The organism is Pseudomonas alvandae, from assembly GCF_019141525.1.
GTDB lineage: Bacteria > Pseudomonadota > Gammaproteobacteria > Pseudomonadales > Pseudomonadaceae > Aquipseudomonas > Aquipseudomonas alvandae.
In genome coordinates this window covers 70070-82670 of record NZ_CP077080.1, presented here as the reverse complement: position 1 = coordinate 82670, position 12601 = coordinate 70070, and the positions used below count along the sequence as shown (strand labels likewise).

Genomic DNA, 12601 nt, shown 5'->3' with positions numbered 1-12601 from the left:
CAGGTAATCACCGGAGAAGTGACGCTGATCGCATAATGTAGTTTGTTACGCGGGGCAGAGGAACCCGGTTCTTGATTGTTGCCAGGCATTACTTGAATATCTGCTCCTTCGCGCGTCACCTCACGTCCATGGAAAGCGATTACTGTGACTTCCTACCGCATTCAAGAAGCCGATCTCGACATCCCCGATGCCTGGCAAGACCAGAGCATCAATATTTTCAAGCTGCCGGCTATCGGTCCTGCCAAAGAAGCCAGTTTTGTGATCAGCCGCGACGCCAGCCAGGGCGACGCGCCCTTTGCCGAGTACGTGGATCGCCAACTCAAGAGCGCGGAGCAGCAATTGCCGGGTTTTAAGCTGGTCCAGCGCTGGGACACGGTGTTGCAGGGGCTCACGACCACGTTGCTCGATTACACCTGGCAACGCGAGGGGCGCGACCTGATGCTGCGCCAGGTGTTCATCGAGCGTAAGCCGGCGGTGCTGATCACCACCTTGACCACGACCCCGAACGACTTCCCTTATCACGAGCCGGCCTGGAAGCTTGCGATGCATTCGTTCAAGCCACAGCCTCCGATTGCTTGAGCATCGATACGACCCACTGAGCACTCAGTCACATCAGTAAGGTAGTTGCGCGCAATGGATGCACAGGCAGCAGCACGTCTGGGAGATGAAATCGCCCACGGGTTCGGGTTGGCCGCGATGGTCGCCGGCGCCGTGGCCGGCGCCTTGATCGGCGCGGCGGTCGTTGCCGCGACGGTCGCCACCGGCGGCGTGGCCCTGGCGATCATGGCCGGCTCGATTGCCGCCGGCGGCTTGTCGATGTTCCAGATCGTCAAGGGCCTCTCCACCATCTTCAACCTGCCCGAACCCACCACGGGGGCGTTGATCATGGGCAGCTTCAACGTCTACATCAACGACCGCAATGCCATGCGGGCGGGCGAAGACGTTTCGTCGTCCTGCACCGGGCTGCCGATGAACCATCCGATCTGGCCCTTTCCGGTGCTGATCGCCGAAGGCAGCGCCACGGTGTTCATCAACGGTAAACCGGCGGCGCGCCTGCACAGCAAAATGGTCTGCGGTGCCCACATCAAGACGGGTAGTCCGAACACCTTTATCGGCGGGCCGACGGTGTCGGTGGCGTTTGTGCTGGACCTTGAAGGGTGGATGCATTCCGGGTTGGAAGTGTTGGGGTTGGCGGCGGCGGGCGGAGCCTTGTTGCTCGCGGCTTTTGCCGGCGCTGCCGCTTTCTTCGGCGCCCTCGCCGTCGGTGGTGCGTTGTATGTCGGCATGGAGCTGCTAGGTGATTTGGGCGACCGTCTCGGCCCCGGCTATCGGGACTTGTTCCAAGGCGTGGCAGGCATGGCCCTGCTCGGTGCTGGTCCGAAGCTGGCACGTAAGCCCATGACGGCGGCCGAGCGAACGATCCTGGCTCGTCAGCGACAGGAGCAGATGCTCAAGGACAATCGAGGATTCAACATTAGCCCGACGGCATGGGATACATACCCTACGATTGGCCGGGCCGGTACTTTTGTTTCTGACAAAAAAGGCATCACCGACGTTATCGGGAATTTTTCGGGTCGTTCCAAGATCACCATCAGTGGTAAAAAAGCTGCAGAACTGGAGCGCGCCTTTGGTTTGGAAAAAGATGCGCTTAAAGGCGGATTCAAGATCAGGCAGGTCGATGATGTCGTGGGGCGCATGCCCAGAAGTCCGATGGAGGGGAACCAATATTTCCTGGGACCAGGCAAACACTTGCCAGGTGGAGCTCCAGAAATGGTTGTCGAATCGATTCCAACCAAGGATGCGGACGGTATTACCACTTTAACCGAGGTATTTGTCAGTGATTAATGATGTGTTGAAGGCGTACGTGGAAAAAGCGGACGGTGACGTGATTCGTGTTCAAGTCATCGATAACGCCTTGGATTCGCCTTTGCGGACCATTGGTTTTTCGAATGCGGCAGAGAAAGATAGCTACGTTCTGCAGGTCGCGGACAACAAGCAAAAGGCCAAGGTGTTCGATGAACTCCGTTCATTAGGCGTGGCCTTTTCTGCGGGCAAGGAATGGTGCCCGTCCGAAGTGTTCGAATACCTTCGCGATGAGCAATTGCTGAGCGGCAAGTACCTGCGAGTCGCATGGACGCAGCCCGGTCAGTACCGGCTTACGAACGAGTGAAATTTGCGTCCTTGGACAACGTATTACTGCTGGCCCTGGCCAATGACGAGTTGGATAAATTCCTCGTCGGCGAGCCGTTCTATTTTCAAGAAGCCAAGAATGACAATGCTGAACCGCAGAACGTCGTCGCGGCTTTCGATCAACTTGTGCTGCGTTATTGGCAACAAACTCACGACAGTCAGTTTCCCGGGCGCTTCGTGGCGGCTTTGCTCAAGATTCTCGCGACCTACCCTGACCGCAATCGGGCGATTTATGTCGCTGCGGTGTGGGTCTGGTACTACCAGTTTTGCCTGAGCAAAAAGCAGGCACGACCCGAGGGGCTTTATGCCGACCTCTTCGAGATCGACATGGGCGCCGTGGCGCTGGCCCTTCAGAGGCAGCTTGAGCTCAACAAGGCTGAGTTGGTCCAGGATACGCGTTGGGCCGGTGCCAGTTGGAACAGCCAGAACGGTTTGTGGGGGCCACTGATGCGCACAGCCCTGGTCGTCCGGGACAAGCTGGGCGGCCCTGATTTTGTGCCGGCCAATCTCTGAGCGATTGATTCTGTATTCGGGGCTATCGGTGAATCCGTGGCGAGGGAGCTTGCTCCCGTTTGACCGGGCTGGCGCTCCAGTGCGAAGCGCTCACAAAAGGGGCTGCTACGCAGCCCAGCGGGAGCAAGCTCCCTCGCCACGGTGAACCTCAGGGCTTAGCCTTCGCCGGGAACAGCGCCTTCACCGCCGCGTCGATAACGCCCTTGATGCCCTTGCCCTTGGGATCCACTTCGCTGGCGCCACCGGAGTTGAGGTCCAGGCGCCCGCCGGTGTCGATGTTGCCGTTGCCACTGGCGTAGATGTTGAACGCGGTGCCCGAGATGTTGATCTCGCCACTGGCGTTGAACTCCAGCACGCTCTTGCCACACACCAGTCGAATCTGCGAGCCCGCCTCCACGAGGTATTGGGTGCTGATGCTGTCGCTCTTGGTTCCGCCGACGAGCAGGGCATCGTTGCACTGCACGGCCCGCAGTCGGTCTTCGCCAATCCGCACGGTTTCATTGCGGTCGATGTTCTTGCGCCGGTCGCGGCCCACCCAGTGGCTTTCATCCACTTCCACGGCAATGTCCTGGTTGCGCTCGGCGTGGATGTACAGCTGCTCGGCGCCTTTCTTGTCTTCCATGCGGATTTCGTTGAAGTTCGCCGGCGTGCCGCCCTTGCTTGAACGGCTTTTGGTGCCGCTCTGCGTAGCATTGGCGGGCAGCGCATAAGGTACGGTTTGCTCGGCGTTGTACACCCGACCGGTGATGATCGGCCGATCGGGGTCGCCTTCGAGAAAGCTGACGATCACTTCCTGGCCAATGCGCGGGATCTGTACCGAGCCCCAATTTTTCCCGGCCCAAGCCTGCGACACTCGAATCCAGCAAGAGCTGTTCTCGTTGGATTGGTCGTGACGGTCCCAGTAGAAATGCACCTTCACCCGGCCGAACTGGTCGGTCCAGATTTCCTCGCCCTTGGGGCCGACCACCAATGCGGTTTGCGGGCCCTTGACGATGGGGCGGTGGGTGATCGCCATCGGGCGAAAGCTCTGCTGGGCGTCGATGCAGGTCAGGCTGCTTTCGAACTGTGCCGACGGCGCGCCGACGCCACTCTCGCCGCTTTCCTGGGACAGGTAATAACGCGCGCCGACGATCAGGTATTCGCGGTTCTGGTCCTTGCGACTGAAGCCAGTGAGGCTGAACAGATGCCCCGACCCCAGGCCCCGGGCATTACCCGACAACTCGATCTGCTCATGCAATGTCTGCAGGGCTTCGATGCGGGTGCGGGCGTAGTGCTCGCCATCCGAGCTTTGCACATAGGTGCCGGGATAGTCATACAGCGGATAGTCGCCAGCGGCGTGCGGGCGGGGCATGGCCGAGCGCACGTCGATGCGGGCGCTGGGCCGCTGGAAGTCGTAGTCGTTGAGCTCCAGCGAACCCGGCTGGACTTCCTGGGCCAGATGCCAATCGTGGATGTGATCGCGCTCGCGCTGTTGCTCGTTCTTCGGATAGTAGGGCACCGATGCATAGCCGGGCGCACGGGTGTGGGCGCCATAGGCGTCGGCCATCACCAGCACATGGCGACCCTGCTCATGACGGAAAAAGTAGTAGATGCCTTCCTGTTCCATCAGGCGACTGACGAAGTCGAAACTCGTCTCGCGGTACTGCACGCAGTATTCCCACTCGCGATAGGGATGACTCAAGGCATCTTCGAAATCGGAAAAGCCCAGGTCGCGGAACACCTGCTTGATGATCTGCGGGATGGTCAGGTTCTGGAAAATCCGGCAATCAGAGGTGCGCGTCAGCAGCCACAGCCAAGGCCGCAGCGTGGCCTGGTAACTGGCGAATTGGCCCTGGTCGACGTTCTGGCTGAAGCGCGCAACGATGCCATGAAAATGTCGCTCGCCACCGCCGTCCAGCTGAACGCTTACGCACATCGGCTTGCCGAGTACCTGGTTGAGGTCGATGGCATTGTCCAGCGAGTGCAGCTGCAACTCGTAGTTGAACAGCCGCCCCAGCTCTTCGCCGCCGCCCATGTCCTTGAGCAGCAGTACCTCAGGTCCGAGGGGGCTGGTGATCTTGGCCAGGCGGGAGGCTTGGTTGAATAACATCGAGGTTCTCATGCTGATTAGTAACTGAAGGAGCGCAATCTAATGTGGGAGCGGGCTTGCTCGCGAAGGCGGTGTGTCAGGCAACATCAATGGCACTGACAGATTGCATTCGCGAGCAAGCCCGCTCCCACAGGGGTTATGCGGTGTTCCTTCGGGTCAGGCCGCGTCGCTGAAATCGTACTTCAGTTCGTTGTCCACGGCACTGATCCGCACACCGGCCAGGGCCTTGCCTTCGAGCATGCGAGTCAGGAACTCGCGGCTCATGTCCGGCAGCAGGCTGTTGGTCAGGATGGTGTCGATCATGCGCCCGCCGCTTTCGGTTTCGGTGCAACGCGAGACGATCAGGTCGATCACCGCGTCGTCGTAGTCGAAGGCCACTTTGTGGGTGCTCTCCACGCGCTTCTTGATGCGGTTGAGTTGCAGGCGGGTGATGGCCTTGAGCATCTCGTCGCTGAGCGGGTAGTACGGAATCGTCACCAGGCGGCCGAGCAGGGCCGGCGGGAAAATTTCCAGCAGCGGTTGGCGCAAGGCCTTGGCGATTTCTTCCGGCTCGGGCACGTTCTGCGGGTCCTTGCAGACCTGGGCGATCAGCTCGGTGCCGGCGTTGGTGGTCAGCAGGATCAAGGTGTTCTTGAAGTCGATCACCCGGCCTTCGCCGTCCTCCATCACGCCCTTGTCGAACACCTGGAAGAAGATCTCGTGCACGTCCGGGTGGGCTTTTTCCACCTCGTCCAGCAGCACCACGCTGTACGGTTTGCGCCGCACGGCTTCGGTCAGCACGCCGCCTTCGCCGTAGCCGATGTAGCCCGGTGGCGCGCCCTTGAGGGTGGACACGGTGTGGGCTTCCTGGAACTCGCTCATGTTGATGGTGATGACGTTCTGCTCGCCGCCGTACATGGCTTCGGCCAGGGCCAGGGCGGTTTCGGTCTTGCCCACGCCGGAGGTGCCGGCGAGCATGAACACGCCAATCGGCTTGCTCGGGTTATCGAGGCCGGCGCGGGAGGTCTGGATGCGCTTGGCGATCATCTGCAAGGCATGGTCCTGGCCGATGATGCGTTTCTTCAGGTGCTGGTCGAGGTTGAGCACGGTTTCCAGTTCGTTGCGGGCCATGCGGCCCACCGGGATACCGGTCCAGTCGGCGACCACCGAGGCCACGGCCTGGTAATCAACGGTTGGCAGGATAAGCGGGTTCTCTCCTTGCAGGGCGGTCAGGCGCTGTTGCAGGTCCACCAGTTTCTCGCGCAGTTCGTGACTTTCGTTGTCGGAAGCTTCGCTGCTGTCTTCGCTGTCCACCACGCCAACGCGTTCGCGCAGGGTGGCGCGGGTTTCCAGCAATTCGTCCACCAGGGTTTTCTCTTCGGCCCAGCGGCTTTCCAGTTCGGCCAGGCGTTCGCGCTCAGCGCTCAGCAGGCTTTCGCTGTGGGTCTGGCGAGTGCCGATGACCACGCCAATCGCGTGTTCGCGGGCGATGATCTGCAGCTCGGTTTCCAGTGCTTCGATGCGCCGGCGGCTGTCGTCCACTTCGGCCGGCACGGCGTGCAGGCTGATGGCGACGCGGGCGCAGGCGGTGTCCAGCAGGCTGACGGATTTGTCCGGCAACTGGCGCGCGGGAATGTAGCGGTGGGACAGCTTGACCGAGGCTTCCAGGGCTTCGTCGAGGATCTGCACCTGGTGGTGTTTTTCCATGGTCGAGGCCACGCCGCGCATCATCAGCAGGGCTTTGTCTTCCGACGGCTCGGCCACTTGCACCACTTGGAAACGACGGGTCAGGGCCGGGTCTTTTTCGATGTGCTTCTTGTACTCGGCCCAGGTCGTGGCGGCCACGGTACGCAAGGTGCCGCGGGCCAGCGCCGGCTTGAGCAGGTTGGCCGCGTCGCCCGTGCCGGCGGCGCCACCGGCACCCACCAGGGTGTGGGCTTCGTCGATGAACAGGATGATCGGCTTCGGCGAGGCCTGGACGTCTTCGATGACCTGGCGCAGGCGCTGTTCGAATTCACCTTTCATGCTCGCGCCGGCCTGCAACAGGCCTACATCGAGGCTGCGCAGTTCCACGTCCTTGAGGGACGGCGGCACGTCGCCGGCGACGATGCGCAGGGCGAAGCCTTCGACCACGGCGGTCTTGCCCACGCCGGCCTCACCGGTGAGGATCGGGTTGTTCTGCCGGCGGCGCATGAGAATGTCCACCAGTTGGCGGATCTCTTCGTCACGGCCAACTATGGGGTCGAGCTTGCCGCTGCGGGCCTGCTCGGTGAGGTCGACGGTAAAGCGCTTGAGGGCTTCCTGTTTGCCCATCGCACTGGGGGCCATGGCGCCGCTGGCTTCGCCCGGCACGCTGCCCGCGTTGAAACCGTCGCTGGCGGTCAAGGCGTTTTCCGGCGAGTCGCCGACGTATTCGTCAAAGCGTTCGCTCAGGGCTTCGACCTTGACCTTGTCGAACTCCGACGACAGGCCCAGCAGCGCATGGCGCAGGCTCGGCGTCTTGAGGATGCCGAGCACCAGGTAACCGGTGCGCACCTGGCTTTCGCCGAACATCAGGCTACCGTAGACCCAGCCGCGTTCCACGGCTTCTTCGACATGGGAGGACAGGTCGGTGATCGACGTCGAACCCCGTGGCAAACGGTCCAGGGCCTCGGTCAGGTCACGGGCCAGGCGCGCCGGCTCGATGTTGAACTGGCGGATGATGCGGTGCAGGTCCGAGTCCTGCAATTGCAGCAACTGATGAAACCAGTGGGCCAGTTCCACGTAAGGGTTACCGCGCAACTTGCAGAATACGGTGGCGGCTTCGATGGCTTTGTAGGCCACGCTGTTGAGTTTGCCGAACAACGCGGCGCGACTGATTTCACCCATGCTCATGGCTCCTTGAGGTCTGTGAGGTGTTGGCCTGTTCGGCGTAATGCCTGGCCAGTATTAGATCGTTGGCATCTTTTTCAGGACGTCCCAGCCAGGTGTTGAAGCCCAGGCGGAAACGGCCATTGAGTTGTAGTGCGGGCACTTCGGGCTGTTCCAGGACCAGGTTGAGGTCCCAGTCCAGCTCGTGGCCCAGGTATTCGGCGACCCAGGCCACCAGCTCGTTGAACGGTTGGCTGCCGGGCAGCATGCCCATGTAGTCGACGAGCTTGAGCGGCCCCAGGCGAATGCGGAATTTGTGCTGGCGATCCCAGACGAACCGGCCCAGGCAGAAGTCCACGCCCAGTTGAGCGTTGACGCCCACGCGGCTGCGTTCCGGTAGTTCCAGCCATTGACCGACGTATTCTTCGATCTCCACCGGCAGGCCGAAGTACTCGCTGAGGATCGCCTTCAAGCCGTCCGGGTAACGGGTTTGCGCCGAGAGGTGGCCGCTGTAGTGCAGCTTCGCCGTGTCGGGGATCAGCCCCTGGTTGAGCAAGCTCGGCATGCCCCGGCCGCTGAGTGCCGCCAGGCGCGCCGACCAATAGTCATCGTCCGGGCGATCATGGCTGACCGTTGGCCGCGCTTCGGCCCAGGCCCGGTAGAACAGGCTGAGCAGGCGATGGTGGAACACATCGAGGAAGCGCTTGCTGGTGCTGTCGCCATTGTTGCGCTGACGCTCGCGCACGTATTCGGTGATGTGCAGCGGCATCGGGCCGTTGGGGCCGCCGAGGCCGAAGAAGAACTGCTCCAGGCGCGCGGGCGTACCGTCGCCGCCCGGTTGCACCGAGGCAAGGGTGGCCGGGGCGAAGGTGCAGTCGGCCTGTTGCCCGAGGCGCAACGGGTCATCGGCCAGGCGCAGGGAATGGCCCAGGCGCGGCAGCTCGGGGGTTTCGCATTCGATGCGCCGCAACGCCTGGAAGAAGTCGTATTCCCAGGGTTCCTGGTGCATCGCTTCCAGGGTACTCACAGGGTCGGACGACGTCCGGGCTTGGCTTTCCATCGCATGATCTCGCCGCGTTCGGTGGTACGGATCACCGTCTCGGTAAAACTGTTGATCGACACGTAGCGTGCCAGGAAGCGTTCCAACACCGCGCCGAGCAGGAACACCCCGGTGCCGCGAAACGCGTTTTCATCGAATTCCAGGGTGATCTCCAGGCCACGTCCGAAGACGATCGGGCCAGGCATCGGCAGGCGTCGGGTGCAGGGCTTGCTGCTGACCTCGCGCAAGCCTTCGATCTGCAATTGCAGCGCCGCGTCGTTGCTGTCGCCATACAGGCGCAGCAGTTCGCGCAGGGCGGCGGCGCCTTGGCCTTGTTCGCTCAACGACAAGTAGTTCAGCGACAACTGGCTGATCAGCCGCCAGGCCTTGGCGTCGTGGGCATGGCTGGCCCGCGGCCGACTGGGCCCGGCGACGCAGCGCACCGCGCCCACCGGGGCACTGTCGGCGAGGGTGAAGTCGGTCTTGCCGTTGCCGACACTCATGAACAGCGGCAGGTCGCGGTTGGTGCACAACGCGGTCACGCCCAGCTGGCGCAGGTCGTGGCGGTAGGGCGCTTGCTGGCTGTCCACCAGGCTGACAAAGGTCTCGCTGCCGACATAGGTCGAGCGCGGCCCGTTGCGGCGCTGGTCGCTGGACAGCACGCGGGGTTCGCGCCGTACGGTGTAATAGGCCTTGTCGCGCCCATAGCGGGACGGATCGCGCACGGCATAGAACGGCAGGAACGGTTGCTCCGGCCCGGTGCCGTGGCCGGTCAGCCCGGTCAGCGAATGCACTTCGAAATCCATCGGCCGGGTGCGGTCGGCAATCACGTGGTGTTCATTGACCCGGTCCGACAAGTGAATGCGGTCCAGGCGCTTGGGAAACAGGTTGATCGCCGGGGTGCAGAACGGCAGGAACTGCGAGGCGCCGACGCTGCCTTCCAGGCTCGGATCATGGCGGTCGAACAGCACGATCAACTCCAGTTCCTGGCCGTCGCAGCGCTTGACTGCGCGACTCAACTGGGTGAAGTCGACAAACAGGAAACGGTGGGGCAGGGCGAAGTATTCCTGCAACAGGCGATAGCCCTGGAACGCCCGCGACACCACTGGCAGGGCGGCTTCGGCGTCATCGAAACCCTGGGAGCGCAACGCATCCTGCGGCAGCCGCTCGACCCAATTGCCGCCCGGCTGGCGCGCAAACACCGCGCAGGCGTTACCCAACAGTTGCTCGTAAAGGCGGAAGGGTTGCTCGTCTGCACCGCTGAGGTACAGCGGCAGGTTGTCCAGGGCCAGGCTGTTGAACGGCAGCTCGGCGCCGGTGCGCAGGGTCAGGCGCAGGCCAGCCTTGGCTTTCGGTTCGCTGGCGGCCAGGCGTCCAAGCACGGCGGACGGGTTGCCGAAATACTCGGCCTGGCTGACCTGCAGCGGCCACAACGTCACCGCGTGGGCAGTGCGGTACTCGCAGCAGGTCTGGGATTCGCGACCCAGGGCGGCGCGCAGGATGGTATCGCGGGGCAGCGGGAAACCACTGCTCAGCGAGCCTTCGTCCGGGTCGGCCTGCATCTGCACCACAGTCATCGATGGCGTCGGCGCCAGGTAGTGCGGGTAGGCGATTTCCAGCAGGTTGTGGGTGAAGGTCGGGTACTCGGCGTCGAGCTTGAGTTGCACCCGTGCCGTCAGATAGGCGAAGCCTTCCAGCAGGCGCTCGACATACGGGTCGGCGCAGTCCATGCCGGCCAGGGTCAGCCGACTGGCGATCTTCGGGTATTCCTTGGCGAACTCCGCGGCGCTTTCGCGCACGTGGTGCAGTTCCTGGTTGTACAGCTCCAGCAGGCGCGGGTTCATGGGCGTCTCCGCTGGTCGGCGTTGACCACGCGTACGTGGCCGGTTTCCAGGTCCAGGTCGGTTTGCAGCATCAGGCGCAACGGCACTGGCTGCGCCCAGAGGTCGCCTTCGATCTCGAAGCTCAGGGCGTTGTGGTTCATCTCGGCTGTCGCCCGGGCCCGCACGCGCAAGGTGTGGCGCAGGATGCGCGGCTCGAACGTGGCGATGGCCTGGTGGATCAGGGTTTCCAACGCGGGGACGTCAACGTTCGAAGCACTGTTGCCCGCCAGCGCCGGCAGCCCGAAATTCACCACCGACGTGCCCGCCGCCGTGTGCAGCGTGGCATCGTCGTCGAGCAGCGAGGTGGTGTTGAGCAGCCACGCCAGGTCACGCAACACCGAGGCTTTCAACTGGGTAAGGGAAAGTACGCGCTTGTCGGCGCTTTCCTTGGGATTGGTCGGATCGTCGTCGGTCAGCCGGTCCAGCAGGGACGGTTGCAGGCGATCACGGGTGGCGATTTCGGTTACCACTTAAAGAGCGCCGTATACATCTTTTGATCCCATTGGCCGGGGCCACAGGAGGCGAACTGGCTGACATCCGACACCTCCAGCTTTTCCTTGACCAGGCGTACTGCTTGAATCTTGGTCAAGCAATCACGGCTGGGAGCGGGCATGTGTTCGCTGCGTTCGACCAAGAAAATCGGCACTTGATTGAACGTCTCCACACGCAGTTGCTTGTCCGGAGCCAGGCTGAACTGGCAAGGCCATTCCATATCGAGCGTCAGCTGGCTCTGGTCAGGTTTAACGAGCGTACAGCGACCTTGAACGTCGATCAGGCTCACCGGATGCCCGACGAAAACTGCCTGCGTTGGGGCTGCCGGAGCGACTGTTGCCTGCCCGGCGCACGCGCTTAGACTGACGAGGCTTGCCGCCAGCGCCGCAAGAAACAAAGGGCCGCGCATCACGAAAGCTCCCAGAACCAAATGGCCTTGGATCTTGAGAACAGATCACCGCTCTTGGTCAGGCCACGGTTCCACAGGTCGATGTGATCACCCGTAGGTCGGCCGGCAGTATCGCTGCTCTGTTGGTAGCAGTCTTTGAAGAAGATGATTCCGGTCTTGCCCATCAGTGTCGTGCGGTCTGCCACGCTGGTGGTGTAGACCTTCGGCGGGCCGAGGCGGTTCTTCTTCCAGAGCCAGTTGGCCAATGACTCCGCGCCGCGGGCATGTCCATGGGCGCATTTGGGATCCAGCGTATAAGTCGATGAGTTGACCGGTAAGGTCTTTTCCCCGCACAAGGCGATACTCATGCGAATAGCGCACTGGTTGATATAGGGACCGTCGCAAGCCGGACTGGCGGACGGGTAGGGCGGATAACTGTTCCACAAATTGATAAACGAAGGCTTGGCCATGACTCAGACACCGGACAGGAAAGGATGGGATGCGAGCAAGCACCAAACACCCCCGGTGCGTGGCACCGGGGGTGTGTTTGATTACACCTTGACGTTCTGACGGATGTTCCAGCCGAACTTGACCGGGCCGCCTTCCTTGGTGCCGTCGGCTTTCTGCGGCTGGTAGTCGACCAGCACCTTGGCGAAGTTCAGGGTGATGTTTTCAGTCAGGCGATCATCGCTGCCCGAGCCACCGGTGCTCAGGGAAGTGATCAGCACTTCTTCCAGGTTGATGATCATGTACTCGACCTGGTTTTCACCGCCGGCCTTGCGCACGGTCAGCTTGACCTTGTCGACGTGCTTGCCGCTGGCGCAGTGCATCATCAGGTTCGGCGAAGCCTTGTCGACGTACTTGGTCAGCGACAGGTCCTGGATGTTGACCTTGCCCGCGCCACCGCCGCTGCCGACGTGCATGTTGCCGGACTGGGACATGCCCCAGCTCCAGTTCAGGACGTCGATCTCGTCCTTGTGGGCCTTGTCCATGGACTCGCCCTTGATGTCGCCAATCTTGATGAAAATATCAACAGCCATGTTTTCTCCCTGTGTGGTCTCTACCACATTGTTTGGTTGACGCTGACCTTGCGAAATTACTTTGAATGTCAGTCAAGACACCGAACCTGTGGGAGCGGGCTTGCTCGCGAATGCGGTGGGTCAGTCGACATCGATGCT

Annotated in this window: 12 protein-coding genes; 4 read left to right on the top strand and 8 right to left on the bottom strand. The window is 61.9% G+C overall.

From position 1 onward, the window contains the following. Nucleotides 1–144: 144 nt before the first annotated feature. From KSS97_RS00370 to KSS97_RS00355, 4 genes are read left to right on the top strand one after another with little or no spacing between them, the layout of a single operon-like run. A complete protein-coding gene (locus tag KSS97_RS00370) occupies nt 145–579 on the top strand; it encodes a DUF1795 domain-containing protein (RefSeq protein ID WP_030138228.1) in 435 nt (144 codons plus the stop codon). A gap of 54 nt (nt 580–633) precedes the next feature. Beyond that, entirely contained in the window at nt 634–1845 is a 1212-nt protein-coding gene (locus KSS97_RS28570; protein WP_217860644.1) for a PAAR domain-containing protein, read from the top strand. Further along, on the top strand, nt 1838–2170 hold the full coding sequence (locus KSS97_RS00360; protein WP_051065889.1) for a hypothetical protein: 333 nt from the start codon (nt 1838–1840) through the stop codon (nt 2168–2170). Before KSS97_RS28570 ends, KSS97_RS00360 begins: the two co-directional genes overlap by 8 nt. After that, a complete protein-coding gene (locus KSS97_RS00355; RefSeq protein WP_198796196.1) occupies nt 2131–2703 on the top strand; it encodes a hypothetical protein in 573 nt (190 codons plus the stop codon). The genes KSS97_RS00360 and KSS97_RS00355 overlap by 40 nt, the downstream gene beginning before the upstream one ends. 148 nt (nt 2704–2851) lie before the next feature. On the opposite strand, the gene KSS97_RS00350 is transcribed toward KSS97_RS00355, so the two are convergent. The 8 genes from KSS97_RS00350 to KSS97_RS00315 all read right to left on the bottom strand — a co-directional run bounded on the left by KSS97_RS00350 (nt 2852) and on the right by KSS97_RS00315 (nt 12463). After that, nucleotides 2852–4792, bottom strand: a complete 1941-nt coding sequence (locus KSS97_RS00350; RefSeq protein ID WP_198796197.1) for a type VI secretion system Vgr family protein — start codon at nt 4790–4792, stop codon at nt 2852–2854. A 156-nt stretch (nt 4793–4948) separates the two neighbouring features. Continuing rightward, the gene (tssH, locus tag KSS97_RS00345; protein ID WP_030138233.1) at nt 4949–7639 is read right to left on the bottom strand and encodes a type VI secretion system ATPase TssH; all 2691 of its coding nucleotides are present in this window, start codon (nt 7637–7639) and stop codon (nt 4949–4951) included. Next, nucleotides 7632–8681: a type VI secretion system baseplate subunit TssG gene (gene tssG, locus KSS97_RS00340; protein WP_030138234.1), complete on the bottom strand. Its 1050-nt coding sequence runs from the start codon at nt 8679–8681 to the stop codon at nt 7632–7634. Before tssG ends, tssH begins: the two co-directional genes overlap by 8 nt. Further along, nucleotides 8645–10504, bottom strand: coding sequence for a type VI secretion system baseplate subunit TssF (tssF, locus tag KSS97_RS00335; RefSeq protein ID WP_217860643.1), 1860 nt, complete (start codon nt 10502–10504; stop codon nt 8645–8647). The genes tssG and tssF overlap by 37 nt, the downstream gene beginning before the upstream one ends. Further along, entirely contained in the window at nt 10501–11013 is a 513-nt protein-coding gene (tssE, locus tag KSS97_RS00330) for a type VI secretion system baseplate subunit TssE (RefSeq protein WP_030138236.1), read from the bottom strand. Before tssE ends, tssF begins: the two co-directional genes overlap by 4 nt. Beyond that, a complete protein-coding gene (locus tag KSS97_RS00325) occupies nt 11007–11444 on the bottom strand; it encodes a hypothetical protein (RefSeq protein WP_217860642.1) in 438 nt (145 codons plus the stop codon). Before KSS97_RS00325 ends, tssE begins: the two co-directional genes overlap by 7 nt. Then, nucleotides 11444–11893 carry a type VI secretion system amidase effector protein Tae4 gene (locus tag KSS97_RS00320; protein ID WP_217860641.1) on the bottom strand — a complete coding sequence of 150 codons (450 nt, stop codon included), beginning with the start codon at nt 11891–11893 and terminating at the stop codon, nt 11444–11446. Before KSS97_RS00320 ends, KSS97_RS00325 begins: the two co-directional genes overlap by 1 nt. Nucleotides 11894–11974: 81 nt before the next feature. Further along, entirely contained in the window at nt 11975–12463 is a 489-nt protein-coding gene (locus KSS97_RS00315) for an Hcp family type VI secretion system effector (RefSeq protein ID WP_181290609.1), read from the bottom strand. Nucleotides 12464–12601 lie beyond the last annotated feature (138 nt).